This is a genomic window from Neobacillus sp. DHD-1R (genome assembly GCF_057747995.1).
In genome coordinates this window covers 278711-305252 of sequence record NZ_CM173232.1, presented here as the reverse complement: position 1 = coordinate 305252, position 26542 = coordinate 278711, and the positions used below count along the sequence as shown (strand labels likewise).

At 40.8% G+C, this 26542-nt stretch carries 26 protein-coding genes; 4 read left to right on the top strand and 22 right to left on the bottom strand.

All coding sequences use genetic code 11. From position 1 onward, the window contains the following. Window positions 1-19 precede the first annotated feature (19 nt). The 13 genes from AC3ANL_RS01500 to AC3ANL_RS01440 all read right to left on the bottom strand — a co-directional run bounded on the left by AC3ANL_RS01500 (window position 20) and on the right by AC3ANL_RS01440 (window position 13901). Window positions 20-1129 (bottom strand): FAD-dependent oxidoreductase, encoded by a 1110-nt coding sequence (locus AC3ANL_RS01500; RefSeq protein WP_488327526.1) that lies wholly within the window; start codon window positions 1127-1129, stop codon window positions 20-22. 13 nt (window positions 1130-1142) lie between these two features. Next, entirely contained in the window at window positions 1143-2477 is a 1335-nt protein-coding gene (locus AC3ANL_RS01495) for an MFS transporter (RefSeq protein ID WP_488327525.1), read from the bottom strand. Window positions 2478-2495: 18 nt separating this feature from the next. Then, window positions 2496-3206, bottom strand: a complete 711-nt coding sequence (locus tag AC3ANL_RS01490) for a GntR family transcriptional regulator (protein ID WP_488327524.1) — start codon at window positions 3204-3206, stop codon at window positions 2496-2498. A gap of 37 nt (window positions 3207-3243) precedes the next feature. Continuing rightward, window positions 3244-3939: a 3-oxoacid CoA-transferase subunit B gene (locus AC3ANL_RS01485; protein WP_488327523.1), complete on the bottom strand. Its 696-nt coding sequence runs from the start codon at window positions 3937-3939 to the stop codon at window positions 3244-3246. After that, window positions 3932-4627 (bottom strand): 3-oxoacid CoA-transferase subunit A, encoded by a 696-nt coding sequence (locus AC3ANL_RS01480; protein WP_488327522.1) that lies wholly within the window; start codon window positions 4625-4627, stop codon window positions 3932-3934. The genes AC3ANL_RS01485 and AC3ANL_RS01480 overlap by 8 nt, the downstream gene beginning before the upstream one ends. Before the next feature lie 16 nt (window positions 4628-4643). Further along, on the bottom strand, window positions 4644-5594 hold the full coding sequence (locus AC3ANL_RS01475; protein ID WP_488327521.1) for an MBL fold metallo-hydrolase: 951 nt from the start codon (window positions 5592-5594) through the stop codon (window positions 4644-4646). Window positions 5595-5720: 126 nt separating this feature from the next. Then, window positions 5721-7418 carry a CocE/NonD family hydrolase gene (locus AC3ANL_RS01470; RefSeq protein ID WP_488327520.1) on the bottom strand — a complete coding sequence of 566 codons (1698 nt, stop codon included), beginning with the start codon at window positions 7416-7418 and terminating at the stop codon, window positions 5721-5723. A gap of 184 nt (window positions 7419-7602) precedes the next feature. After that, the gene (locus AC3ANL_RS01465) at window positions 7603-8016 is read right to left on the bottom strand and encodes a Zn-ribbon domain-containing OB-fold protein (protein ID WP_488327519.1); all 414 of its coding nucleotides are present in this window, start codon (window positions 8014-8016) and stop codon (window positions 7603-7605) included. 3 nt (window positions 8017-8019) lie between these two features. Continuing rightward, on the bottom strand, window positions 8020-9183 hold the full coding sequence (locus tag AC3ANL_RS01460; RefSeq protein WP_488327518.1) for a thiolase domain-containing protein: 1164 nt from the start codon (window positions 9181-9183) through the stop codon (window positions 8020-8022). Between the two features lie 164 nt (window positions 9184-9347). Further along, window positions 9348-10349: a phosphotriesterase family protein gene (locus AC3ANL_RS01455; RefSeq protein WP_488327517.1), complete on the bottom strand. Its 1002-nt coding sequence runs from the start codon at window positions 10347-10349 to the stop codon at window positions 9348-9350. 20 nt (window positions 10350-10369) lie between these two features. Beyond that, window positions 10370-11410, bottom strand: coding sequence for a phosphotriesterase family protein (locus tag AC3ANL_RS01450; RefSeq protein ID WP_488327516.1), 1041 nt, complete (start codon window positions 11408-11410; stop codon window positions 10370-10372). 574 nt (window positions 11411-11984) lie between these two features. Beyond that, on the bottom strand, window positions 11985-12422 hold the full coding sequence (locus AC3ANL_RS01445; protein WP_488327515.1) for a universal stress protein: 438 nt from the start codon (window positions 12420-12422) through the stop codon (window positions 11985-11987). 63 nt (window positions 12423-12485) lie between these two features. After that, window positions 12486-13901 carry a DHA2 family efflux MFS transporter permease subunit gene (locus AC3ANL_RS01440; RefSeq protein ID WP_488329640.1) on the bottom strand — a complete coding sequence of 472 codons (1416 nt, stop codon included), beginning with the start codon at window positions 13899-13901 and terminating at the stop codon, window positions 12486-12488. A 349-nt stretch (window positions 13902-14250) separates the two neighbouring features. Between AC3ANL_RS01440 and AC3ANL_RS01435 the strand changes: the two genes are divergently transcribed. Further along, a complete protein-coding gene (locus AC3ANL_RS01435; RefSeq protein ID WP_488327514.1) occupies window positions 14251-14775 on the top strand; it encodes a CarD family transcriptional regulator in 525 nt (174 codons plus the stop codon). A gap of 75 nt (window positions 14776-14850) precedes the next feature. Here the strand turns inward: AC3ANL_RS01435 and AC3ANL_RS01430 are convergent, their stop codons facing one another. The 4 genes from AC3ANL_RS01430 to AC3ANL_RS01415 form a co-directional block, all read right to left on the bottom strand. Further along, on the bottom strand, window positions 14851-15315 hold the full coding sequence (locus AC3ANL_RS01430) for a MarR family winged helix-turn-helix transcriptional regulator (RefSeq protein WP_488327513.1): 465 nt from the start codon (window positions 15313-15315) through the stop codon (window positions 14851-14853). Between the two features lie 37 nt (window positions 15316-15352). Beyond that, on the bottom strand, window positions 15353-16558 hold the full coding sequence (locus AC3ANL_RS01425; protein ID WP_488327512.1) for a macrolide family glycosyltransferase: 1206 nt from the start codon (window positions 16556-16558) through the stop codon (window positions 15353-15355). A gap of 919 nt (window positions 16559-17477) precedes the next feature. Further along, on the bottom strand, window positions 17478-18809 hold the full coding sequence (locus AC3ANL_RS01420; protein WP_488327511.1) for an amidohydrolase: 1332 nt from the start codon (window positions 18807-18809) through the stop codon (window positions 17478-17480). 137 nt (window positions 18810-18946) lie between these two features. Further along, window positions 18947-20194: an MFS transporter gene (locus AC3ANL_RS01415; RefSeq protein WP_488327510.1), complete on the bottom strand. Its 1248-nt coding sequence runs from the start codon at window positions 20192-20194 to the stop codon at window positions 18947-18949. Window positions 20195-20428: 234 nt separating this feature from the next. On the opposite strand from AC3ANL_RS01415, the gene AC3ANL_RS01410 reads away from it, so the two are divergent. From AC3ANL_RS01410 to AC3ANL_RS01400, 3 genes are all read left to right on the top strand, one after another. Continuing rightward, window positions 20429-22243, top strand: coding sequence for a helix-turn-helix domain-containing protein (locus tag AC3ANL_RS01410; RefSeq protein ID WP_488327509.1), 1815 nt, complete (start codon window positions 20429-20431; stop codon window positions 22241-22243). A gap of 365 nt (window positions 22244-22608) precedes the next feature. Then, window positions 22609-22719 (top strand): YjcZ family sporulation protein, encoded by a 111-nt coding sequence (locus AC3ANL_RS01405; protein WP_488327508.1) that lies wholly within the window; start codon window positions 22609-22611, stop codon window positions 22717-22719. A 33-nt stretch (window positions 22720-22752) separates the two neighbouring features. Continuing rightward, window positions 22753-22893: a YjcZ family sporulation protein gene (locus AC3ANL_RS01400; RefSeq protein ID WP_205178539.1), complete on the top strand. Its 141-nt coding sequence runs from the start codon at window positions 22753-22755 to the stop codon at window positions 22891-22893. A gap of 227 nt (window positions 22894-23120) precedes the next feature. On the opposite strand, the gene AC3ANL_RS01395 is transcribed toward AC3ANL_RS01400, so the two are convergent. The 5 genes from AC3ANL_RS01395 to AC3ANL_RS01375 all read right to left on the bottom strand — a co-directional run bounded on the left by AC3ANL_RS01395 (window position 23121) and on the right by AC3ANL_RS01375 (window position 26445). Beyond that, window positions 23121-23312, bottom strand: a complete 192-nt coding sequence (locus AC3ANL_RS01395) for a hypothetical protein (protein ID WP_488327507.1) — start codon at window positions 23310-23312, stop codon at window positions 23121-23123. Between the two features lie 36 nt (window positions 23313-23348). Further along, a complete protein-coding gene (locus AC3ANL_RS01390) occupies window positions 23349-24611 on the bottom strand; it encodes an ATP-binding protein (protein ID WP_488327506.1) in 1263 nt (420 codons plus the stop codon). A gap of 186 nt (window positions 24612-24797) precedes the next feature. Then, a complete protein-coding gene (locus tag AC3ANL_RS01385) occupies window positions 24798-25076 on the bottom strand; it encodes a hypothetical protein (protein WP_488327505.1) in 279 nt (92 codons plus the stop codon). Between the two features lie 140 nt (window positions 25077-25216). Continuing rightward, window positions 25217-26032 (bottom strand): lipid II flippase Amj family protein, encoded by an 816-nt coding sequence (locus tag AC3ANL_RS01380; RefSeq protein ID WP_488327504.1) that lies wholly within the window; start codon window positions 26030-26032, stop codon window positions 25217-25219. A gap of 119 nt (window positions 26033-26151) precedes the next feature. After that, entirely contained in the window at window positions 26152-26445 is a 294-nt protein-coding gene (locus tag AC3ANL_RS01375) for an RNA polymerase alpha subunit C-terminal domain-containing protein (RefSeq protein WP_488327503.1), read from the bottom strand. Window positions 26446-26542: the final 97 nt, after the last annotated feature.

Here is a 26542-nt window from a genome sequence, read left to right as displayed (position 1 = left end):
ATACATCCAGCAAATTCAATTATTGTGCCTCAGGAGTCTTTTCAAGGAATTCTTTTTCAGGGAATGCCGTTTCTTCCTTGTCACTATGGAATTGGCGGGATAAATTTTGAAATAAATGTCCCAATGGTTTTCTTAGAGTCTCATATTCTTGTAAGGCTTTTTCAACGCTGTCAGCTTCAAGTAAACATTCAGCCAATACCCCTGCATCTTGAATGGCCATATTGGCACCTTGTCCTTGGTTATGAAGCATCGAATGGGCGGCATCACCAAGCAGGGCGATACAATTATTTGTCCACTGATCAACTGGATCGATATCGTATAGTGCCCGAACATCGAAATGATTGATATTTTCCGCAATCTTCTGAAGGCTAGGGTGGAAATTCTTTAATTCTTTGAGCATATCTTCTTTCGGTACGTTCGGTCTGCCTGTTCTGTCTTGGTGTGGAACGGTAATATCGACTGAAACTTGTTTCCGATATTTCAAAGGCAGTAAATAATAATTGACTTTATCATCACAGAAAATTCGCAATGTGTTTTCAGAAGCTAAACCATATGTTTCATCCTCATTCACAAGAGCCCGGTAAGCATGATATCCGTGGAATACTGGCTCAGCTTGGCTGAAAAATAGCGAACGCGTTAGGGAACGAATACCATCGGCAGCAACGACTAAATCGGCTTCCACTTTGACACCATTCTCGAACTCAATTTCTGCATAATCTTCATGGCGGACGATGTTTTTACATTTGTGATTCAAATGGATGAACTCAGAAGGGATTGCATTAATTAACGTGTCCAGACAGTCGGCACGATGAATTAATCTCGCCCATCTTTCATTAGGATCATCTGTTAACGCAGGCCATTTTTCCTCAAGTAATACTTCTCCTTGATCTGAAAGGATTTCCATCAAAACGCTTTTATGTGTCACTCTTTCAATTTCGTCTAGAAGGCCCCATTTTTTGAAATAACGGATGGATGGCGGACGCAAACCTATTCCGGCACCTACCTCTTTTATTGCTGATGCTTGCTCATAGACGTTTACATTAAATCCTGCATGCCGTAAAGCCACCGCAGTTGCTGCCCCGCCAATTCCACTACCGATAATTGCAATTCTTATAGAATTTGATTTCATATACATTTCCCTCCTAAGCTATATTGGTTTCTTTTTTCATTTTTTTTTGTTTTGCAAGTTTTAAAGGAACAAATGAAATTGCCAGAGCAGCTATAATACCTGGAATCGCAAACGCAAGAAAATTCATTTGTATCGATAATTGAAGTGATATGAGAATTCCACCAAAGGTTGGTCCGATAATCCCGCCAATTCTTCCAATTCCAGAAGCAAACCCTACAGCAGTTGAACGCATTAATGAAGGATAATACTGTGATACAAAGGAATATGAGATATTTTGAGCCCCCATTGTACATGCACCCGTAATCGCAACCAGCAAATATAAAATGAGCATATTACTTTTAAAGCCAAGTAGTGTCAGGCAAATGGCCGAAATGATAAACATTGGAACGAGAACTTTTTTAACACCAAATTTATCTGCAAGACTTCCCAGTATTAACGTGCCAATAATAGCCCCAACATTTAAAACAATGACAAAGCTTAAGCTGGAACTAAGTGCATAGCCAGCACTAAACATCAAATTTGGAAGCCAAATAGATAAACCATTAATCATTAACAAACACATGAAAAAGGCTATCCAAATCATCACTGTACCGAGTGCACGATTGTTTTTAAATAATGCTATAACAGGAGATCCAACATCTTTTTCATTAATTGCTTCAAATTCCATATCTGGGGTTAAGGTTACTTGGGTATTAACTTTTGAAAGAACCAAACATAGTTCTTCTATTCGGCCCTTTACCAAAAGAATAGTCGGTGAATCATGGAAATATTTAACTATAAATGGTATGAACAAAAGCGGAATCGCTGCTACCCAGTAAACACTTTTCCATCCCATAAGAGGTATTAAGTAGATTCCTAGTAGAGCTGCTAAAATACCACCTACAGAAAAACTACACATGACAATTGAGACCATCATGTTATGCTTATGTTTTGGTGCGTAATCTGTCATCAAGGCAATCACATTTGGCAAAACACCGCCAATCCCTACCCCAGCAATGAATCGAAAAATAGAAAACGGTACTGGGCCAGCTGTAAATGCACATAAAAATGTAAATATACTAAATAGGATTACACATGAAATAAGGATATTTTTTCTTCCGTATTTGTCAGCCAAAATCCCAAAGATTATTGCCCCGATCATCATCCCGAATAATCCGTAGCTGCCAATAATTCCTGCTTGAACAGGTGATATGGACCATTCCTTTAAAAGGATAGGGATGACGGAACTATAAATAATAAGATCGAACATATCAAAAATAATAATGAAGCAGCAACAAATCAATAATCCGATATGAAAGCGGTTAAATTTACCTTCATTCACAACGTCGGCAATATTTATTTTAGGCAACCTTAATCCCCCAGTCGTCTAACGATTTACCGTGAAAGAGAACTTATAGTCATCGGCTCTATGGATCGCCTTTCTCCAGCCAATAAGGCGATCATTACGTGTGTATAGCTTCGTCTCTATGACGAGAATAGGCTCCCCAGTTTGGATGCCCAAAAGCTCTGCCTCCTCACAGTTCGCACCTGATGCATAGATTTGGTGATCACCTCGAGAAATGATCGTACCTTGTTCGCTCAGAAGGAGCTCGAAGACACTGTCGACCTTCTCAACCTCCCTTTTATCCGGTTGGAAATCATCCGAAACGGACAAATAGGTCTGCGTCCAAACAAATGGATTCTCCTTGAGCAAAATTAATCGAGAGATTCGCAAGAGCTTATCATTCTGTTCAAGACCAAGTATGGCGCAAAGCTTCTCTGTAGGTAATTCACGTTCTACACCTAATATCTTGGAAGTGCATTCTAAACCTTGATCGCGAAGGAAGCCAACCAGCCCGCCTAACTCTAACCCTGGCGGCCGGACAGGGAGTTCTTGAACAGGGAAGGTGCCCCTTGCCCGCTCTCGGTAAACGTACCCCTCATCGGCAAGTTCCTTCATTGCCTGGCGAACAGGTGCCCGACTCACGTGAAAGCGCTGAATAAGCTCATGCTCAGTGCTGATGGGGCGTCCAGTCTCACTGCCAACTGCCTGTATCTCCTCAATTAATATTTGCTTAATTTGTTTATATAGCGGCACCGATGAGTTACGATCGATGGTACGTTTTTTTAAGCGCTCAATCATTGTTGTGGAGTGTCACTTCCTTCAGGTCTTTATTCTCATGAATCTTAAGCGGTGCAGCCGTACGATCCTGCAGGTAATCAAACGTAACGCCAGGTGCCAGTTCTTGGACGACAAGGCCATCATCGGTTATGTCAATCACCGCAAGGTCTGTATAAATACGATCTACACAGCGAGGCGCAGTCAATGGATACGTACATTCCTCCACGATTTTCGCTTCTCCCTTCCTTGTACAATGCTGCATACAGAGGAAGACACGTTTTGCGCCAACCGTTAAATCCATGGCGCCTCCAACACGGCCAAGCGGATCATTCGGAACCTTCCAACTAGCAAGATCACCATACATTGAGACTTGGAAGGCGCCAAGTACGGCTACATCAAGGTGACCGCCACGAATCATCGCAAATGAGTCTGATTGTGAGAAAAAGCTTCCGCCCGGTTTTAATGTGATAGGCTCCTTCCCAGCATTGACAAGGTCCATATCTTCTTTTCCTGGTTCAGGTTTTGGACCGAGTCCAAGCAGACCATTCTCACTGTGTAAAATAATTTCCCGGCCTTCAGGGATGACATCAGCTACAAGTGTCGGAATTCCAATCCCTAGATTCACAAACCATCCATCTTCTAGATCTTGAGCTACTCGAGTGGCTAACTCGATCTTTGACCATCCAACCTTCTGTTCGTCTTTACCCATTTGCTAACACCCTCCCTTCAGTTTGAGTTTCTAATTTTACTAACCGATGTACATAGACGCTCGGTGTGGCAATATTCTCTGGATCCAATTCTCCGACTTCTACAATTTCATCTACCTCGGCAATGGTAATCTTTGCTGCTGTGGCCATTACCGGGTTAAAATTACGCTGGGTCTTATTGTAAACAAGGTTCCCCCAGCGATCTGCTCGATGTCCCTTGATAAATGCGAAGTCACCTATGATGGCTTGCTCTAAGATATGCAAACGACCATTGAACATACGCGTTTCCTTGCCTTCTCCAAGTTCAGTGTGCGCTGCCGTCGGTGTGTAAAAGGCCGGAATGCCTGCGCCGCCTGCTCGGATGCGTTCTGCTAATGTTCCTTGCGGAGTGATTTCTAACTCAATCGTTCCATTCTGAAGACGTGCAATCAAATCGTCAGCGTGTGGACCGACAGGGAAAGAGCAGATGATCTTTCGAACTTGATTATTGCTGATTAATGCGGCAACCCCATCACTAACGGCTCCAATATTATTGGATACGACTGTCAAATTCTTCGCTCCCTGCTCGACAAGAGCAGCGATTAAATGGGACGGTAACCCGCTTCCCCCAAATCCTCCAATAAGCAGCGTTGCTCCATCATGTATATCCGCAACGGCCTTGGCTATATCTTCAAACTTCTTTTGGATCATGTTAATCTTCCTCCTCTCAGTTAATTTGCGAACCCATAAGTTCTTCTTTGTAACCATGTATCGTCACAAAGAATGCACAAGGTAAGTGGCGCGGATCCCCTGTATAGCCTATTTCATCCGCAATCGACGCAAATGGTCCATATAATTCATGGTGTTCAGTAGGAAGTCCATTCTCTAAATGGCGCCGTGCGACCTCACGCAATTGGGCATCCCGATCAAGACTCGCTTGTAACAAAGCTACTACTTGCCCACCTTCCAATTGGGCACTTTGCATGTCACCATTGCTATTGCGGAATGGGTGACCTAAAAATAATCGTTTAGGCCGAACTTCATCTAATAAACGTTGTACACTTTTGCGATATAAGGTTGGGTTTTCAATTGTTGGTAAGCCGCCTGCACCGCCATACATTTGCACTGCATCCGCTGCAAATGCCCAATCTAATCCATCCAATACAAATGTCACCGAACCGATGGAGTGACCTGGAGTTTCAATCACATTTAGCGTGATATCACCGCCAAGGTGGATAGAATCGCCCTCCACAACTTCTAAGCTTGGTTCGATATTGTCGCCAATATCTGTTGTTAGCATGGAGATATGTCTTTCTTGGATGGCTGGATCGGTGATGTATTTACCTTGCAGTGCCTTGTAATCGACAATATGTTCATTCTTATCACGCACTAGTCGGGCTTCTTTTTTGGGAATGACCACTTTGGCTTTTCGCCCGGTTTTTTCCCATACTGCATAGGCACCACCGAGATGATCCACATGACCATGCGTTAGTAAAATCCAGCGAATATCTTCAATCCGGATTCCATGCTTAGCTAAAGTTGGCTCAATATCTTGCCTTGCCGAGATACTGACACCGGTATCAATGATCGCTGGTTCTGGCGCATCCACATAATAGGCAAATGCAGATATTGGACCAAATTTACACTCAATCGGTATAACACGTACTGCATTTGTCATCTTGTTCACTCCTATTAACCTAGTTTATGAGCACAACGCCTTCAATCAAGAGGCGCTGTGGATCGTCTGTCAGCAGGAGACCCAGGCCAATTCAGCCTACGTTTATTTCCTTGCTAATCTGTTAGATTATTTATTTGTGACGTCAAATTGTTTCGGAATGACTGGTAAGACTAAACGTGATTGGTGTTCTGCATCACGATAAATTTTATGCGTTGTTGCACGGCCGCTTGGCAAGTGATAGCTATCCGGCGGCAGCAATTTTGCATCTTCTCCATCGAGCGGTTCGTTACAGGCAAGCTCTAATTCAATCCGATGTCCTGGATTTATTAAAAATGAAAATGGATATAAGCGAATCGCATACTCGTTAATTTCACCAGGTATTACTGGTACCACCCGGTTATGTGGGTGCCATGGCTCACCATATGTTGATTTTTCTTCATTTAATTCACGATGAGAGGCTTTTAAATAACCTGATGTCATTAATGTACGTTTGCCGCTAGGATCTACATCATAAAGTTTCACAATGAAGTTAGTATCCTCTGTATCTATTTCCGCATGGATATATAATGCACCTGTACCGGTCATTTCCACAGGCTCTCGAAATTTATCACTCGTCCATTTAAGCATTTCTGACTTTGTCGTTACCGTTAATGGTGCTTGGTAGAAGCCATCCGGATGGGCATATTCTGATGTTAATGGCTCTGGTTTCTCGCTTATTTTGTGGCGAGGACGTAAGTAGAAATCCTTCTTTTCTTCATTTGGCAATGGCCATTGCTCTTCTTTACGCCATTTGTAAGACCCTTCAACAGAGAACTGCACGGTTGGTTCGTCCATAATGCCTGTGTCGATGCCCTTTAACCAGTAATCATACCAGCGGAACATTTCGTCATGGCTTTCATGGAACGGACGCTCTAACATCGGTGGAAGCGCTTGAATATCCAGCTTTTTAATACCCTTTACTTTGTGGAAGCATTCGATTGTGCCTTCCACGTTCCAACCGCGGCCCCATTTTGCTTGGAAGTAGGTTGGGATTGTGACTTTATCGGCTACATCCATGGCGTTCCCTTCTTGCCAGAATGGGCCATCAAGTGGATTTAGTAAGTAATCGATCCATAATTCGTGACGGTCTTGATAATGTAAAAGGTGAACGAAATCTGACCAATGAGCGATATCTGGATCGTTTAAGCGTTCTTGCGTTTTTTGTTGAAGCTCTTCTAGGGTGAATACCTTTGAGCTCTTACTTGCTACGTTATTGAAGGCGTTACCGCTGTCGCCCCCGCGTCCTTCGCGAGAAGCACGCGGCATTAACCACATGATCCCGCCGTGATAACATAGTTCATAAAGATCGAAGTGGCCGCCGTTCGCAAAGATTGCTTTTAAGTGTGGCGGCTGCTCCGCTGCACCTAAAATTTGCACGGATGCAAAGTATGAAATACCGATCATCCCGATGTTACCGTCACACCAATCTTGCTTGGCTAACCATTCCACGAGGTCATAGATATCTTTTCCATCTCCATGACCGCCAGAGTTATAGTTTCCGCACATTTGACCTTCAGAACCACCTGTACCGCGTACGTCTGCGATAATATGGGCATAACCTCGCGATACAACTTCACGAATGTCACCTGCTTCAATTGCTCCGTTCCAAAGATGACTTGGGCGTGCTTGCGGCGGTAATGTTAGCGCTTGTGCTTGCAGCTCTTTTCCGTATGGGCTGAGAGCAAGTAAGGCTGGTACTTTTTCCGAGCTATCAGGACGGTAAATATCGGCAGCGATATGCACACCATCACGCATTTTAATGCTTACGTCCTTAGTGATAATCATTCCAATTCGCTCCTATTCTTAGTTCTTCTAAATATGTGTTTAAGAGACTTAAAACCTATATGTTTGAAAAACTATTAAGTTCAACCGTAAAAATTTTTAATCCCACTGTGATATCACTCAAAGTTCATGTATCATGTTGAGCCATGGCTGCAGGATTTCACATGTTAAACATGAACTGTCTTTATTAACCTTCAATTGGTGTAAAGCACGGCACAAAAGGCCCCGGATTGTCTTGATCCCCGCTTTGCTTGAATACCACTTTTACTCGTTGGTCAATTCGGATTGAATCGAAATCGCAATCGACGATATTCGTCATCATTCTTGGACCTTCATCAAGTTCAACAAAAGCAATGGTATAGGGAATTCCTTTTCGCATCACACTAAAGCTGTAAATGCTGCCGGTACCCTTTGCTTCCTCCCATACCGTCTTGTCACTCATGCAATAGGGGCAGAGGACACGCGGATAATAATGATATTCACCACAGGAATCGCACTGTTTTATGAGCAGCTTTCCTTCTGCAGCTGCCTCCCAAAACTCTTGATGTTCTGGATGATTCTCTGGGATCGCCATCGTTCTGGATTGATACAGAGTTGCCATTTTCTACACCCTCTCCAAGATCAATGTGGCACTGCCGTGGCGGCTCGCCAGTCCGCCGCCTGTACCATGTACTAGTGCAAGATCACAATTTTTTACTTGCACCTGGGAATGTGCCTCACCACGCAGCTGGCGCACAGCTTCTAACACTTTCACCATGCCGCCGCGGCTCGCCGGATGATTGTTATTTAACCCGCCGCCATCCGTATTGATTGGAATCTTCCCAACCCCTGAGATCAAGTTTCCATCAGCAACGAACTTACCGCCTTCGCCTTTCTTGCAGAAACCTAAATCCTCGAGCTGCATCAATACCGTAATCGTGAAGCTATCATAGATAGAAGCGTATTTTATATCTTGAGGGGTAACCCCCGCCTCCTCAAAGGCAGCTGCCCCCGACCATATTGCGCCGCTATACGTAAGATCTACTTTACCGCCCAATAATCCTTTCGGTGATTCTCCGGCACCCATGACTCGGACAAGCGGACGTTTTAGACTTTTGGCGATTTCAGGGCTTACCACTACGATTGCACCACCACCATCACTTACTACACAGCAATCTAAACGATGCAATGGATCGGCAATCATTGGAGAAGAAAGAACATCCTCTACTGTTACTACATCGCGCAGCATCGCATTTGGATTGTATTGGGCATGATGGGAAGCTGCCACTTTAATCCATGCAAGTTGTTCACTTGTTGTACCGTATTCATACATATGGCGCATCGCCGCCATCGCATATTCGTTTACGGCGGTTGGACCAAAAGGAAGCTCAAATGGTGCATCAGGGACATTTGCACCTACTACCTTCTGTTTGACACCACTTCTGCCTTCTGAGCGTGGGCGGCCTCCCATTGTGATCAACGCCACATTGCATTTTCCCGCTGCGATTGCCTGTGCTGCATGTGAAACGTGAGCAATGTAAGACGAACCACCTGTATCTGTACCATCTACATGGCGGACATGAAGTCCTAAATAATCGACCATCGATAGAACGCCGCCAGGTGCGTCACCAGCACAGAAGTAGCCATCCACATCTTCAAATGAAAGTCCGGCGTCTGCCAATGCACCTTTTGCACATTCCGCATGGATTACGGCAACCGATTTGTCTGGAGCTTTCCGTATTGGGTGCTCAAATGCCCCAGCAATATAGGCCATTCCTTTAATACTCATAAATTCGATACCCTCCCGCTCCTATTGTTCAACCATTATCCGAAATCACATCACGTCACTTTACGCTCAATCATACCAGCATAATCAGAAGAGCCGCGGCCTCTAGGTTCAGAAGCCGGTCCGGCACCTCTTATTCCGTTTGGCAACGCTTGCCTTTTTTCGAATTAACGAGATTCTTGCATGGTTAAGTCATTCGCAGGAGTCTGCACACGAGGCTCTTGCATGGTTAAGATTTTCGCAGGGTTGTGTACTAAAAGTTGTTCAAATACTTCTTCACCCACACCTGCTTTACGAAGATCAGGTATGAATTCTTCAAACAGGTAGTTTACTGAGTGTCCTTTTAATCCTGGCCAGCCAAGAGCACAGCAGTTGGCATCAGCTGAAATAAGGGCACGGTCAACATAACCCTTACCAAGGAAACGAAGGAAATGTTCAACGCGATCTTGACGAGGACGTGACCAATATGGAGCACCTTCCATCTCACTGTCATAACCGATGGTATCGAAGCCTACCCATCCACCTAGATCGGCGATCAAATTATCACGTTCTTCATTAAGATATGAGCCATCGTCTGCATGACCCATAAGGACGCGATTAAGTGGTAAGCCTTCTTCATCAAAGATGGCAATGGCCGTTTCTGCATCGACGCATAAATGGGTAATAATTGGAACACCCGTTTTCAATGCTGCCCGTGCCGCCGCCCGATAAATGCGTTTATCAAGCTCGCTTAGTTTCCCCCCGCGGCTTACACCTACTTTGACCGCACCTGCTTTTGCTCCTGTACCGTCAATCCCAATGGTAATTTCATGGATGAATAATTCTGTAAGATACTCGACTGGTTTGTTACGGAAATATGGGAGCGCTGAATCACCTGCTACAAAACCTGTAACAGCCACAATATTAACGCCCGTTCTGCGTGACAGCACTTGGAAATACTCGACATCGCGTCCATTTCCAATCCCTGTACAGTCTACGAATGTTTTGCCGCCGTGTTCACGGAAACGACGCAGCTTTTGGATTGTCACATCAAACGCTTCTTCAGGTTTTTTCCACCATTGTGTATCCAAGTCACATCCTGGCAGACCGAATCCGATATGCTCGTGCATGGCTGTAATTCCTAAATCTTCTGTCGCGATTGGGCCTAAAACCGTATTTACCTTACCCATTGTTTATTCACTCCTCATCTTTATTTTTTCTGCGCTGACCCAACGGCTTCTTTTTCTGCGGCTACTGAAGCATCAACAGTAAGTACGCGTTGTGGGTTTTCTTCTAATAAAATTTGAATTTGCTCATTCGTCACGCCTGCATTACGTAATATTGGTACGAAAGTGGATAGTAAGTAGTCATAGTCGATATCCTTTGCTTCATGACCTTTGGCCACACCAACCGCATTCGTTGAAATTAGTACTCTATCGCCAAGATCTTCTTCGAATAATTCAACAATTAAACGTGCACGGTCTGTATCATTTATATAGCCTTCAGGTGAAGACCAGCCAACATGATCTAATGCGACATACGCGCCGCGACGTGCAACAGCGAATGCTTCATTCCTTTTAACTGCATCTAAACGGTCAAGCCCTCCAATGATAACGTGGTTTGAATCAATGCCTTCACCTAATAAAATTTCCAAATCATTAACAGCATCTGCGCCGTATTGTACCGAAACAGGTACCCCTGTAGCCAGAGCTGCTTGTGCAGATCCACGGAAAAGATTTGTTTCTTTTTCTGAAATCCCACTTGGACTTGCGATCGACGCCACTAAGCCAGCTAGACCTGAACGTTCAATCCGTGGTACAACGATTCCCTCTGTCACCTCTTTAGCGAACAAATCAGCAAATTGTTCTGCAGACCACGGTGTAGGCGGATTTTTTTGCGGTGTAAGAAAGTAACCGCTTAACATTGGCTCTGGCCCTAAACCTGTTGACGCTACGATGTGTACACCCGTCGTTTTAGAAAGTGTTTCGTAAAGTTTTACATCACGGCCATGGAACATACCGCTGCGATCGACAATGGTCTTTCCTCCAAGTCGACGGAAATCAGTAAGCTTTCTTTTTAAGACCTCAAAAATCTCGCTCTTGTCCATCTTAATCTCCGGTGCAAATTCCGCACCCGGCACCACGGAAAGAAGTGATTCATGAATGAGGACAACACCTAATTCTTGAGCTGGCACTAGTCCAAGAACTGTACGAACAACACCTGAACTTTTTTCTTGTACATGATCTTGCATTGTAAAACCTCCTATCATTTAATAGTTCCTCACCATTACGGTGTCGAATATGATGATTTCATTAAAAGCGAGTCATCTAAACAGACCGGTCGGTACGGAAAAAGCACAAGCAAATTCACACTACTAAAGCCCATTTACACAACTAATCCCGTTTAGCCTTCCTCACTTTAATTAAAAACCCCTCGCTTGAAAAAGTGAGGGGTTGAACTGCATTATCTTCCCCAGAATGCCACTTTTTTTGAGTGTAATCGCTTTCTTTTCCGATAAAACAGTGAAGTAATCTTAGTTCTTGATAACATATTATAATATTGTTATACCAAAGTCAAACAATTTTTATTTTTCTAATTAAACGAAATATTTTAATTAATGAATATTATGCCTCTTGACAATTGGACCTGCTTATCCGCTAGTTACGGCCCCTTATCCGACAATGGCGGCCTCCCATCCGCTAGTTGTAGCCCCTTATCCGACAATGGCGACCCCTTTTGGCCGGTTGGTTTTTATATGGATTAGTTTAAAAAAAAGAACGTATCTGATCAAAATCAGATACGTTCTTTTAAAAAGGATCATCCACTCACTCAGGGGTACGGATTACTAACACATCACACTTAGCAGAACGTACAATGGCTTCCGATACGGAACCAAGTAAGAATAGCTCAACCGCATTTAGCCCCGTAGCGCCGCAGATTATTAAATCAGCATTAACTAAGCTGGCAACATCGTTGGTGATTGTATTTTTCGGTGAACCATATTCGATGACGACCTTAACGTTCTCAATCCCTTCAGCCTCCGCTTTGGCCTTGTAACTATTTAAAAGTTCCTCGGATTGCTGTTTGGCACGCTCCACACTTGAAGGGTCAAACGCTTCAAATGAACGAGTATTGATAATGTTTACGATGTTTAGTAATGCACCTTTGTTGCGTTTTGCCACATCGATTGATTTGCGAAATGCGTATTCAGCCTCTTTTGAACCATCTATTGCTACGATAATACTTTTATAATGATTTGCCATTCCGCCATTTCTCCTTCTCAACTAAATTGAAAGCTTCTCAATCTCTAAAATGTAATCGAAATGTTACACTCTGTCTTGTATAGGACTCGTTGTTTTTACAGCAGCTTTTGCCTTTACATCAGCTTGCGCCGGCTTTTTGATGAAAAATGAAAGGACAATATTAATAACGGCTAATACTAAACTAATCGTAAACACGAGTGAGGATCCTGCTGCAGCCGCTTGTGCCGGTTCATTTCCAACGGTTGTTAAATAACTATTCTCTTTTGCTGATAAAATCGATACCATTACCGCGATCCCAACCGCACCAGCTACCTGTTGAATTGTTTGAGTAATCGCGATTCCATCTGGATAGTACTGTTTCGGAAGAGAATTTAACGTGTTCGTTTGGACAGAAGCAAGCACTGCCCCTATTCCTAACATCATGACAATATGTGTAACGATAACCATCCATAAAGCCGTATCTGTACCAAATTGGGCATAAAGGATATAACCAATTGCTACGAGAATGGTTCCAGGTGTAATCACCGCTTTTGGACCATACTTGTCAAATAAACTACCAATCGTTGGAGCTAAGATACAGTTAAGCAAGCTGCCCGGCAGCAAGATTAAACCTGTTGTAAAAGCGGCAATTAATAACGCCATTTGCATATACATAGGTAAAATAACAAGCATAGACAACATATTGAAGAACGTAATAAAACTCATAATGACACCAAGCACAAAAAGTGGAGATTTAAATGCTTTTAGATTCATCATTGGAGTCTCCATTTTCGTTTGGCGAATGGAGAAAATGATGAGTGCGAGAAGTCCAATGATGATCGATCCAAGAACCGTTGTACTCGTCCAACCGGCAACACCGGATACACTGAATCCATAAACGAGCCCACCGAATCCAATCGTCGAAAGAATAACAGATAATGCATCAATCGAAACCTTACGTACCTCATTCACATTTGGTAAATAAACAAGTCCAAAAATAAGCGAGAACAATAAGAATGGAACGGTAACCCAGAAAATCCAATTCCATGATAATGTATCCAAAATAAGTCCTGCTAAGGTTGGGCCTAATGCTGGACCAGCTAACATAACTAAGCCCATGAGTCCCATTGCTCCGCCTCGTTTATTTGGAGGGAAGATGGTGAAAATAACATTTTGCGTTAACGGTAAACTAATCGCTAATCCTGCCGCTTGAATCACACGTCCCGTAAGTAGTACACCAAATACGGGTGCGGAAGCAGCTAAAATGGTACCGACTAGACTTAGTATGATCGAAGTCAAAAACATTTGTCTGGTGGTGAATTTTTGCATCAAAATACCTGTTACAGGTATTAAAATACCTAATGTTAAGAAATAACCTGTTGCTAACCATTGAATGGTTGTTGGACCAACTTGGAATACTTGAGCTAATTGTCCTAAGGCAACATTTAATGCCGTTTCACTAAATAGTCCGACAAAACCTGCCACTAAAAGCGCAGCCATGATTGGACCTGTTTTAATTTGTTGATTCTGAGCCGTACTTACTTGTTGATTCAATGATTCAAACCCCTTTAATTAATTTATTTCACTTGTCTTTTGGTAAAATCCTATCAATCTACTCTCAGTCCGATTCGGAAAATGAGAGATTAACATTTCGTCCTTACGTATACCCCGTTCACTGAAAAGAGTTAGTCGCACTCCGATGAACCAGCCATGATTCCTTTCCGTAGTACCCCCTGCTACTAACGTCGGTTAACTATATCAAAAATTTTTTCTTTTTGTCAACCTTGTTGACGAATTTTTTTTGTTAAGTTATTATTAACTTAGTTGACAATATATGGGGAGTGAACAAATGTTTAATATTGGAGATTTGGTCATCTATTCCGCACATGGCATTTGTACTGTGGATGATATTTGCGAGAAAACCGTGTCAGGCATTACCAACACCTATTATGTTTTGCACCCTATGGATAATAATCATCAATTAACGATAAGTATTCCTGTTAATAATGATAAGGTAGCTATTCTTGATTTGATCCATAAAGAGGAAGCCCATGAACTATTGGAATCCTTTACACGTCCAGGGGTAACATGGAATGACAAACCTAACCTGCGGTTCCATATCTATTCCGATATTGTCAGCACCGGTGACAGATTTGAGATTGCTGGAGTGATCAATACACTGATTCGAAAAAAAATAGAAGCTGAACACCAAGGAAAGAAATTCATTGAGCAGGACAAGAAGCTTTTGACCAAAATACAGAATATCCTCTTTAAAGAATTAGCACTATCCTTGGACACGACTATGGAAGAGATAGAGGAAATGGTCATAAAATTGATAAAAGGTGAAATAGACGAATATTGTCAACTAGATTGACTATATTACTATATAAGAAAACCCCCGCTTCGTCAACTAAGTTAACAAAACGGGGGTTTTTTTTAGCGGTAATGTTTATATTTTCCAATCTAACTTTAACAGGTTTTTCAGCATGGTTACTTGCTCAGCACCTATTGTTTCGGCTATTTTATTCTCAAGCAGAGCTTTAAGGGCCTCGTTTTTTTCGTAGCATTCTTCGCCTAAGGCGGTTAACTGGATACACTTTTCTTTCTTATTGTTCTCCACATTGCTAATTTCAACTAAGCCTTTTTCAGAAAGCTTTTGAATAAATTTATGTATCGCCTGACGAGATATTTCTACGTTTTTTGTCACATACGAAATACTAGGTTGTTTTTTATAAATCCGAGCCATGATATACCATTCAGAGTTTGAAATATAAATCTCACTTTGATCGTTCCAGGCTTTCTCGGAGATTCTTCGAACTAAACTATGGCGCTCGCTTAATAGGTCGATCAGATCTAAATGCTGTAATTCAGAGTTTGAAATCAAATGATTCACTCCAATCCTAATCTTCGCCACCTACTATACAAAATCCCCTTTTGGTTGTCAATTTGGTTTACTTAAGATCTAATTGACTTTTATAGTTAAAAATCTCATCCACAGCCTTGTGATATCCACCCGATTTATGAAAGGATTCGCTCATATTGACAGCAGCTGTTTTGAAAGATGGGTGGTTTAACACATGATCTACGGTTTCAAGTAGTAGAGTTGGAGTCAAGCTTTGCATTGGTATGTTCATTCCGGCTCCGATATGGGCAACCTGCCCGGCAATGATCGGCTGATCTGCGCTTTGTGGGATTACAATGAGCGGAACTCCGTAATAGAGACCCTCATGGGTACTGTTCATTCCTCCATGTGTAATAAATAATTTCGCGTATTGCAGCACCTCCGTTTGTGGAACATAATTTTTTACAATGAAGTTTTTAGGAATCTCTCCTAAATCAGCTAGTTGAACTCTTTCTCCAATCGACATGACCACAGTATGATCGGTGTTCTCAAATGCCTTAAAACAAAGCTTATAGAAATCAATTGCTTGGTTAAAGACCGTACCCAGTGAGATGTAAATTGGGTATTTTCCCTTGATTGAAGTCAGATCGAAGTTTTCCTGCGTTATTCGTGAAGAGATGGAAGCTCCTACAAATTTGTAGGTTTGGTCAAATGCTTCTCCAAAAGGTTGAAATTCCCTTGTTGTATAAACAATCGTAAGTGGGGCGGGATTACAAAAAACCTCGTAAGGAGAATGAATCTCTACACCATACTTTTCCTTCACCATTTCCGTCAGACTTTGAAATTTATCGTTTATGGGTTCAACTATTTCTGGAGGAATGTTTTTAGATAGCTGTTCGGCCATTTTATCGAAGGATGCTTTTGTCTGTGCAAACGAAGTACACGAATTAATGGCGGGAAGTTTAAGGATTTGGGCAAGTAAAGATCCACAGCCAAACATAGAATCGTGAATGAGATAATCAAAATGTTCTCCTTCGATTTGCTCGAGAACACTAGGTATCACGATATCTGCTGTAAGCAAAAGACCGTTGATTCTTTCGAGTAAATAATTTCTTCCACCTGAAATAAAGGCTTTTACAAATTTTTGAACATCAAAGGTTCTTACCGTTGCCCCTGTCTTCTCCACACGCTCTCGAAAATCTTCGATTGTAAAGTACACCACCTCTTCGCCGCGCGCAATAAGCTCTTGCACAACTCCAATCGTGGGATTGACATGTCCCTCTGAACCAGCATTAATAAATAAAACACGTGCCATTATAACCACTCCTTAAGGTAAAATGTGTTCTTTAGACAAAAATAAGCGTGTCCTTATTTGAGAAAAAAGTATAAAACCTGCTCTATATAGCGAGCAACGAGGTTGATTAATCTATTATAACAAATAAAAAACTCTTACTTTGTACACCATCATACAAGGCAAAAGTTTTAAAAGGGTAGAGATTATCATAACGGGTTCACTTGTGAGGTGCAAAACATTAATACACAAGTTAAATCATTATTTAATTCGCAAATTTTTCACCACTAAATTCACGGGACATCACAAATAAGTCTTTGTTCGCCAGAGCCCTCCATATTGAGGACAGTTTTCTAGCTATCCATGCGAGGTTTGTCCTCAATAGCCTTTATTGAGGACAGTTTCCACGCTATCCATGCCAGGTTTGTCCTCAATAGCCTTTATTGAGGACAGTTTCACCACTAACCATGCGAGGTTTGTCCCCAATAGCCCTTATTGAGGACAGTTTTACCGCTTTCCACGTGAGGTTTGTCCCCAATAGCCCTTATTGAGGACAGTTTCACCGCTTTCCATGCGAGGTTTGTCCTCAATAGCCTTTATTGAGGACAGTTTCACCGCTTTCCATGCGAGGTTTGTCCTCAATAGCCTTTATTGAGGACAGTTTCACCACTAACCATGCGAGGTTTGTCCCCAATAGCCCTTATTGAGGACAGTTTTACCGCTTTCCACGTGAGGTTTGTCCCCAATAGCCCTTATTGAGGACAGTTTCACCGCTTTCCATGCGAGGTTTGTCCTCAATAGCCTTTATTGAGGACAGTTTCACCGCTTTCCATGCGAGGTTTGTCCTCAATAGCCTTTATTGAGGACAGCTTCCCCGCTATCCATGCGAAGATTATCATTAATTTTTCTAGAGAATTACTTGTTTCTTGGGAAAAAAACCAGCTTAAATAGTTGCTTTATCCTTCATGGTATACGGCTTAGACTCTCTAACAGGAGGCATAACATCCTCTGGAATTCCTGGTTCATAGGTTTTACCCTTCGTACTTTCTTCAAATTCCCTTTTTGCCTTTTCCAGTACATGACCTTTGTTTAGCAGAAGGTCATAGACCGACAAGGCCATCGTTTTTGCTGCAAGATGCATGCCCTTAAAACCGATCGGTGAGCCGAAGCTGGCGGTAGCCTGCCAAGTATGAAATTGGACTCCGACTGGTGCACAAGTTGTAGAAATTTGTCCAACAGGAATGATCCAGCATACATCACCAACATCTGTCGAAGCGCCAAATGATGTTCCCAATTGGTGTTTATTGTTCTGATAAGCGATAGGCAGCAAGTCTTCAATGCCATCCTTTATTCTGCTATGATTTAGAGTTTTGACTAATTCTTTAGCGAATATGCAATCCTCTTCTGTGAACTCCTGGCATTCTAGTTGTAACATATTCTCATACATCAAATCATTTAATATTTGGTTCGGCAGCGTTTCATATGGATTAGCCAATATCTCCCAAGCAACAGTTGTTTCGGTCATCATCGCAGCACCTTGGGCGATTTTAATTAATCTTTTTTGCATGTGCTCGACTAGTTCTTTTGTTGCTCCACGCAAATAATACCAAACACTCGCCTCATCAGGGACAATGTTAGGAGCAAGTCCTCCATTTGTAATAACGTAATGAATTCTTGAGCCATCAGGAACATGTTCCCGCAAATAGTTGGATCCCACATTCATTAGTTCTACTGCATCTAGAGCACTTCTGCCGGTGTGTGGCGCTGCACCGGCATGTGCGGTAATTCCTTTAAAATAGAACTTCATCGAAATCATCGCTTGTAAGCTATAATTGGTCACTTCATTTGAAGTACCTGGATGCCAGGTCAAGGCACAGTCCAAATCATCGAAGGATGCGGCTCGGGCCATAAAGGTTTTGCCTGATAATTCTTCCTCAGCGGGGCAGCCATAATAGCGAATCGTTCCACCCAGTCCTTCTTGATCAATGGCCGTTTTTAAAGCCAGTACTGCTTCAACGCCGGCAGTCCCAAGCAGATTGTGACCGCATCCATGACCCGGTCCGTTTGGAACCACTTGGTCTCGCGCGGTACTTACCTTTTGCGATAATCCCGGCAGGGCATCGAATTCCCCTAAAATGCCGATGATTGGTTTACCGGAACCGTATTCCGCCATAAAACTTGTTGGCAGATTACCGATATTCCTTTTAATCTTAAAACCTTCTTCGCTAAGTTTCTCCATCTGTAATTCTGAAGCAAATGTTTCGTTAAATGCCACTTCAGGATGCTCCCATATCTTTTGGGCCATATTGGTGAAAATAAGCTGATTCTCATTAAACCATTGTAGAATATCCTGTTTACTCAGAACGACTCACTCCTTTTAATGCGGGAAAGTATTTTTGAAATAAAACAACATTACATGGATTTTCCCCCCGTTACCGTCTCATTCCTTTCGAAGTTAAGTTCCTTTCTAGAATTAATGCACAAAGCGGCAATAATACTCACTACCGCACAACAGATTAAATAAATGAAAGAAGGGTTATAGGATCCATTAAAGACTTCAATTAAATACCCCATGACCATCGGTGCAAAGAACGCGCCAATCATTCCCCCTAGGTTGATAATCCCGATTGCTGAGCCGATATTGCTTTTTGAAATGACTTTATGAGGCAATGACATGACTGTTGCAAATACAGTGCCGTGGAAAAACAAACAAATAGATTGATAGAAAATCACCAAAGTTACAGAGGGTGCGTTAAATAATAAGTAGAGAAACAAAATAACTAAAATGGAACTGATAATGGCAACTATTTTTTCCTTTCCGCTTAAGTAAGATTGGAAAAGTTGGCCCGCGACTACAGTCCCTATAGCTCCAGTTAACGCTGGAATGGACGTAAGCATTCCCATTGACAACAGGTCAAGGCCTCTTACTCCTACCAGATAAGGGGGCATCCAAGAAATAAGGCCCCAGACAACCGTGCTCATTCCAAACCAAATTACCGCTAATTTCCATGTAATAGGGATCTTGATTACATCTTTAATTGAAGCTTTTTCTTGAACCGCTTCTTCTGAACTGTCCTCAATCATATTCTCCGGCTTAAGATACTTCCAAAGGATCCAGGCGACAAGTACACCAAGAATACCAATTGAAATAAAAAGATGTTTCCACCCAATCCACACAAGTAATGGTGTTGCAATCAGTGGTGCGATGACCCCGCCAAGTGAATTGGAAGACATCATAATGGTCTGTGCACCAGGACGTTCCTTCTTTGGAAAAACACTCGCAATTGCTTTTGAGCTTGCTGCAGGATATGCGCCTTCTCCAAGACCAAACATAAAGCGAATCGTTACCATCGCCATCAACGACCAGGCCATCCCCGTTAATACTGTAAATAAAGACCAGAATATGATGGCAATGGTTATTACTTTTCTAGAACCGAATTTATCAGCAAGCCAGCCCCCAGGTACCTGCATTAAAGCGTAGCCGGCAAAAAAGCTGCTGAGCACAACTCCCATAACAGTCGGACTGAGTTTAAAATCCTTCGCAATTTCCACAATTCCTACATTCATGGCCATTCTATCAAGATAGGATAAACACCAGCCAATAAATAAAAACGTCAGAATAATATACCTTTTCTTATTTACTTTTATGCTGTTTTGCATAACCTTCCCCCTTAACATGTTCTTGTAAAATTTACCCTTCTGGCTAAAAACAATAGACAGAATCTAAATGTCTATCCCCCTTTACATAAAATGAAACCGCATACATAAATAGTTTGAATTTTTGTACTTTTCAGTACTAAATAGATAGTATAAAATATTAGATAGATAAACAATGTGGATATCTCCACTGTTTATTCAACCTAGTTGTTATTATCCACAGTGGAGGTCATGGATATGGGAAAAGGCTCCCTTCTTGGAGAGTTAAAGATGGAAAATCAGCAGGCACAAAATGCTCTGATAAATATGATTGAAAGTTTTCAAGCCATTAACTCTTCACTTGAATTGGATAAAGTGTTGAAAAAAATTATTTATAGTGCCATCAATATTGTCCAGAATGCAGATGCCGGGTATATCCAACTCTATGACAAATTTCTCAACAAACTAGTGATAAAGTCCTACGTTGGTTTTAACGATCATATCCAATTTTTTAAGATAAATGTGGGTGAGTCCATTACTGGAAGGGTCTATCGGGACGGTACTGTAAGTTTGATAGGATCAAAAGCAAAAATTTATGAAAATATGTTTGACTTAAGAAAAGAGAATATAGACTGTCTTGAAATAGCACATGGGCAGCGAAATATTAAGTCTATTTTATCGGTTCCCATTTCTTTTAGAAGCAATAAAATTGGCGTTATGACGCTTCACTGCTTTGATAAAGAAGATGGACTCAATGAAACAGACCTTCTCTTTTTGCAGAGTTTTGCTTCTCAAGCTGCGATTGCCATCCATAATGCTCAGTTACACATGGAGGTACAAAAAAGCCTGGAGGAAGTCACGTTTTTATCAAAAAAGCTCACGGATGCCAATAGATTACTGGCAAAGAGGACAGACATCCACAATCTCCTAACCAGATTGTCGATGCAAAACCGAGGACTCGATTCCATTATCGTTGAAATGAATAAACTGATGGATAAAAAACTATTCTTTTTAGATTACCTTTCAGGAGAATGCAAACCCGAACACAATATTCCTTTCCACCAAAGCTTTGATGATCTATTACTGCTTTTTACAAATAAAACGAAGCCTGCCTATGTGTCCATCTATGATTCAGTCCAAACTGACTACTATATTTACCCGATTCGGTCCGGATCGATTTTTTTAGGATGCTTAATTGTAGAAGCCCCTAGCGGCATGTCACCGCTTGACTGCTTAATCCTTGAACAAGGAGCGCCTATTCTCTCTTTAGAAATAATGAAGCTTCGGTCACAAACGGAGATTATGTATAAAAAAACCTATGAGGCGTATCAGCAATATCTAAAGACAAAAAATCTCAAACAGGTGGAACTGCTTGCAGGGGAATTAGGAATTCAACCGCATTCTTTTCACATGACCGCTTTAATCGAGCTTGATGGAATCGCGGATTTGCAATCACTTGAAAACCATGCCATGTTACTACTCACACAACTGAAGAAGAAGTTACATCTAAAAAACAGTCTTCTTTTTCATTATAATAACAAAATTACCATCTTTTCTTCCTCCCTTAATGGAGGCAATGAAGGCCGCTTTATTGAGATGGTGGAGAGTACTATTCATTGGTGGAACCAGCAGTTTCCCGTATCCGCTCGAGCGGGCCTCTGTACAGGACATTACTATCCAGAACAGGCAGAAGAAAATCATGTAAAAGCCGAAAAGGCCCTGCTTCAATTAAAAAAGCAAAAGAAAAAGGGCGTCCTGCATTACAGAGACATCGGGATCAGCCGTCTCTTTTTACATCACCATTCCGAAGAAATTACCTCATTCCTAGAAGAAACGTTTTCTCAGTTATGGAAGGATCAACAAAAATACGGGGAACTTTTTCATACGCTTTTATCGTTTATCCAAAATAATCGTTCTATGACAAATACGGCTATAGACTTACATATTCACGTAAATACCCTCTATAACCGCATTAAAAAAATTGAAGAAATTCTTCATCTGGATTTTAATCTTTTCGAAGACTATTTAAAGGTGCAAATGGCCGTCTATCTTTATAAATCGTATATCAAGTAAAGACTAGAGGATCGGTATTATCACCATTTGTTTCTAAGAAACACCTAAAAAAGCCCTTTCTTGAAGGGCTTTTTTTGATTGCGACTATCCCTGTTATAAGGTGTAAGTCTGTGCTTGAATATGATCTTTTAGCGGCTACAGTCTAGATTATGCATCTGTTTATTTAAAGAACCAGGTGGTTAAGCATTTTTTATATTTTTATTTTTAAGTAACTAAGCACTTGAGTCTTTTTTCGCTACATAGTGCAGTTTCCTGTAATGATTCTCTCTAATAGTAAAGATTGGGCTATTGTATTTAGCAAGAGCCTTAACACCTTTTGATTTTTAACATATTTTGTATTGAATCGATTTAAAGGAGGTTATTAAATGGATGGTGTAGGAGCTGGCGGAGGATTCGCATTAATAGTTGTATTGTTTATCCTTCTTATTATTATAGGAGCATCTTTTTGCGGCGGAGGATACGGAGGATTTTATTAATTAACAAATAATCTTTAAACGGAGGGGATATATATGTTCGGATATGGAGGATTCGGCGGCTGTGGCTGCGGTGGCTACGGTTACGGCGGCGGCTTTGGTTATGGCGGAGGTTTTGCCTTAATCGTTGTCTTGTTTATTTTATTAATTATCATTGGAGCAACTTGCTTTTATTAATTAAAAGCATCCAACCAAATTTCTTCAAATAAAAAGGCCCTGTTTTAGGGCCTTTTTACTTGGCTTTCATGCACCGAACGCATAAAAAGCGCTGAGGAAGTAAAAGGTAACGCGGTATGGCTGATGGCACTTCTAGCTTATGCATCCGTTTTATATAAAGTATCGTTAAATTAAGCCCTTATTTTATCTTAAATATTCTTTACGCAGTTTTAATAATCACGTTTCAGTTAGTTTAATAAATTTAATATAATTGTTAACAATAGGGATATTAAAAAGAAGCCAGCCATAAAATACCCAAAATATTTTAATGGTTTAGGCAATTTTTTTACAGCATCCTTGCTCACAACATTTGCAGCATTTCCTTCTATTTTGTTAAGGTGGTCTATTACATCATTAAAAGGCTTATTTTCTTCTTTCATCCAACCGCCCCCTTTACCACATTTTAACATATATATTTATTTTATTCTGGTGGTTATCTGGGGGAGAAGAATTATAAATTCTGTCCCCCTTTCCCTTTCACTGATTACTTGTATTTTCCCTTTGAAAGAACGGATAATTTGATAGCTTACCATCATTCCTAGTCCTGTCCCACTTTCCTTTAAGGAATAAAACGGAGAGCCAAGCCTATCCATTTGCTTTTTTGTCATCCCAATTCCTTGATCTTTAATGGTAATCTTTATAGATCCATCATCTGTTGGAAAACAAGTAATCCAAACCAATCCACCATTCGGCATAGACTCTATCGCATTTTTCAAAATATTAATCAAAGACTGATTTAATTTTTGCGGATTAGCATAAATCCAACAGTTATCAACAAAATCCGTTTTCATCTCAACACTATGGTTTAGGGCGTAACCTTGCATGATATTGACTACACGCTGTACCTGATAACCTGCGTCGGTTCTTTCGTTGCTATTTAATGAGGGTTTACCAATCGATAAAAAATCATTAATAATTTCATTGGCCCGATCTAATTCTTCAATCGAAGTTTGGATATATTCCTTCTTGTTCTTAGGCAAGTCAGGCTCGTTTAGAAGCTGCAGAAAACCTCGTGTCACTTGCATCGGATTCCTAATTTCATGTGCAAAAACACTTGTTAATTCACTTATAACTCGCAATTTCTCCGAGTTTTGCATATCCGCCCGGAGCTGGTGAATCTCTCTGAGCGTTTCATGCAACATAATAAAGAACCACGTAACTACCACTACAAAGAAAAGATGAATAATCTGTACTTTAAGATTCTCTATCGAGAAACCTCTTAGAATACCGGAAAAAGTCAGGCCAATTAAACAGTAGTAAAAAGAAAGACCAACCGCAATTTTAACCCGTTTATCTTTTTTCGAACGTATAAACGACTTTTGAAAAAACAATATAACTGGCAATGAGACTAATAAGACAAGAATTGTATTATAAAAACCGATACTGATTCCAAAATAAAGTCGATAAAGGATGATAAGTGCTGAAAGGAAGATACCTGGCCAAATTCCTCCGTATAAGCTCCCAAATAATAGCGGAATAATTCTTAACTCTACCCGTGAATTTTGACCAAAACTCACTGGAAAGGACATTAAAATTAATATGGATAATCCCCACAAAATGGACATTATTACGTTTTTACATTTATTACTCTTTACCCTCTCCGTAATAAAGGTAAAGTAAATAAATATGGGTATTACGATAAGCGTTGTTTGCAGTAAAAAATCCTTTATTATACTCATCTTCGTTACCTTCCAAAAGAATCCAATGATTTAGTGATTATTCCCTATTATACTTGAAAGTTATCATCGTTGGCAGAATTTTCATTATTCTATCAAGCCAAATTCATCAAAACTGACACAATAAAAAGCTGCCAACTGACAGCTCTGTTCTATAATTCTGGACGATTTAGTTAAGATTGATGTACGTTAATTAGTTCCTGAAGTGACAGGTGATTGTTGTTTTTCCCAATCTGTAGGTCCCTCAGCTGGTTCAATAAACTTTCGCCAATAGTCCCCACTTTGCTTATCAAATAAAATGATGTTGGAATCATTTGGTGAGATTAACTCATATCTGAATGTGTCATCCTGTTTTACTATTTCTTCTTTATTCTCAGAGGATTTTAACGATTGTGCTATAAACCAAGAAGCTAAAGCAATACAAAGTCCCAAAAAGATAATGGAAAATGAAATTAGATTTTTATTCATAATAACCCCCTATTTTTCCCTTTCTAGAACTTATTCTACAGCACAAATAATTAAACCTTTTTTAACTTTCTGCTCGGTTCCTACAAATGAAAAAATTCCCGCTTATTAAAGAAGCTCCCTCATTAGTTAAAAAAAACGGATTAAATCCATTTAGCAAACCAGGCTACATAATAGGCTGCAGGGATAAACAAAAGTTGAGCCACAATTGTACCCAAAAATTTAGAACTAATCATTGTCAAAGAATAACTTTTTAAAAAAATATAATCACTTTGTTTTTTCATCACTCGATCCGCTAACACGGAGGCTTTGGGATCAATGAACAAGGTTAATAAAATCGTGGCTATACCATTTATGATCCCTGATGACATTAATGCCGCCTGCGCATAGTCTTTAGGAACTAACATAGATGCATATATGGAAGATAACACTCCAATGGTAAATACAGCAGAAATGATTACATTAATCACAAAGAGACGTTTTGGAATAGTTTTTAGTGTAATTCCTTTTAGGTACGTAAGTCGTGGAAGTCTAAAACACCTAACGACCTTTTTAATCCCATTTTGATTAAATTGATTCATAAATAGGGCAATAATGGAACCACGTTGATTGGAAAGTTGCACAATGGCTCGTGAGAAGATATTGATGAATGTCGGAAACAGAAGTATTCCCAACAACACACCAAAAGATGTGACCCCAATTAAAATTCTATATTGTTCCTCTATGTAGTGTAATTTGTGTAAATGCGGGGCTTCGGCAATAAGTTTTGCTGTCAGAGGTTGTTGAATCATGGTGGAAAACCTCGAAACAATCACCAATGTACTAAACAAAGATAACGCAGTGGCAATTAATTTTACCCTTGCCCCTGAAATCCTTGTTGAATAGGCTAATGTCTCAATCATTGTAATGATCAATAAAAATAGTGCTATCATGATTACCTTACCAGTAATTAGTTCCATATTAATCCCCTTACTAAATTCTTATAGCTGTATTATAAACTAAATCTGTTGTTTGGAAATCAGTAAATAGACACGGTCGCTAATTGAATCAGAGCATCTACTTCAAGGCCTAACTAAATTTACTGTTTAAAAGATAATCCTTTTTCCTCCAAAGTTGCCCTTAGTTTCGGTAAAGAGGCTGGTCCCATCCCGTGAAATTTCAAAATCTCTTTTTCACTATAGGTCGATAACTTCTGTAAAGTAGTAATTCCATTGTTTTCGAGTGCTCGTCTCGCTGGTGCTGACAGCAAGGCAAGAAACCCATTTTTTGGTTTGCGTTCTTGCTCACAGATCGGACAGGTCGGACAATCGCTGCTTTTATAATATATGTGGCCGCTGTTACAAGTTTTTTCATTTTCATTTAACGTTTCCATGTTAACATCCTCCTATTTTTATGAATCATTATTATCAGTGTTCTTCGGGTGATTTATCCTCTTTTAATTGTAAAAATAGGTATCTATACTAGTCCGT

Coding starts and splice junctions, on each gene's coding strand:
- AC3ANL_RS01500 (WP_488327526.1), bottom strand. CDS start 1,129: ATGAAATCAAATTCTATAAGAATTGCAATTATCGGTAGTGGAATTGGC.
- AC3ANL_RS01485 (WP_488327523.1), bottom strand. CDS start 3,939: ATGGGTAAAGACGAACAGAAGGTTGGATGGTCAAAGATCGAGTTAGCC.
- AC3ANL_RS01480 (WP_488327522.1), bottom strand. CDS start 4,627: ATGATCCAAAAGAAGTTTGAAGATATAGCCAAGGCCGTTGCGGATATA.
- AC3ANL_RS01475 (WP_488327521.1), bottom strand. CDS start 5,594: ATGACAAATGCAGTACGTGTTATACCGATTGAGTGTAAATTTGGTCCA.
- AC3ANL_RS01470 (WP_488327520.1), bottom strand. CDS start 7,418: ATGATTATCACTAAGGACGTAAGCATTAAAATGCGTGATGGTGTGCAT.
- AC3ANL_RS01465 (WP_488327519.1), bottom strand. CDS start 8,016: ATGGCAACTCTGTATCAATCCAGAACGATGGCGATCCCAGAGAATCAT.
- AC3ANL_RS01460 (WP_488327518.1), bottom strand. CDS start 9,183: ATGAGTATTAAAGGAATGGCCTATATTGCTGGGGCATTTGAGCACCCA.
- AC3ANL_RS01455 (WP_488327517.1), bottom strand. CDS start 10,349: ATGGGTAAGGTAAATACGGTTTTAGGCCCAATCGCGACAGAAGATTTA.
- AC3ANL_RS01450 (WP_488327516.1), bottom strand. CDS start 11,410: ATGCAAGATCATGTACAAGAAAAAAGTTCAGGTGTTGTTCGTACAGTT.
- AC3ANL_RS01445 (WP_488327515.1), bottom strand. CDS start 12,422: ATGGCAAATCATTATAAAAGTATTATCGTAGCAATAGATGGTTCAAAA.
- AC3ANL_RS01440 (WP_488329640.1), bottom strand. CDS start 13,901: ATGGCTGCGCTTTTAGTGGCAGGTTTTGTCGGACTATTTAGTGAAACG.
- AC3ANL_RS01435 (WP_488327514.1), top strand. CDS start 14,251: ATGTTTAATATTGGAGATTTGGTCATCTATTCCGCACATGGCATTTGT.
- AC3ANL_RS01425 (WP_488327512.1), bottom strand. CDS start 16,558: ATGGCACGTGTTTTATTTATTAATGCTGGTTCAGAGGGACATGTCAAT.
- AC3ANL_RS01415 (WP_488327510.1), bottom strand. CDS start 20,194: ATGCAAAACAGCATAAAAGTAAATAAGAAAAGGTATATTATTCTGACG.
- AC3ANL_RS01410 (WP_488327509.1), top strand. CDS start 20,429: ATGGGAAAAGGCTCCCTTCTTGGAGAGTTAAAGATGGAAAATCAGCAG.
- AC3ANL_RS01405 (WP_488327508.1), top strand. CDS start 22,609: ATGGATGGTGTAGGAGCTGGCGGAGGATTCGCATTAATAGTTGTATTG.
- AC3ANL_RS01400 (WP_205178539.1), top strand. CDS start 22,753: ATGTTCGGATATGGAGGATTCGGCGGCTGTGGCTGCGGTGGCTACGGT.
- AC3ANL_RS01395 (WP_488327507.1), bottom strand. CDS start 23,312: ATGAAAGAAGAAAATAAGCCTTTTAATGATGTAATAGACCACCTTAAC.
- AC3ANL_RS01390 (WP_488327506.1), bottom strand. CDS start 24,611: ATGAGTATAATAAAGGATTTTTTACTGCAAACAACGCTTATCGTAATA.
- AC3ANL_RS01385 (WP_488327505.1), bottom strand. CDS start 25,076: ATGAATAAAAATCTAATTTCATTTTCCATTATCTTTTTGGGACTTTGT.
- AC3ANL_RS01380 (WP_488327504.1), bottom strand. CDS start 26,032: ATGGAACTAATTACTGGTAAGGTAATCATGATAGCACTATTTTTATTG.
- AC3ANL_RS01375 (WP_488327503.1), bottom strand. CDS start 26,445: ATGGAAACGTTAAATGAAAATGAAAAAACTTGTAACAGCGGCCACATA.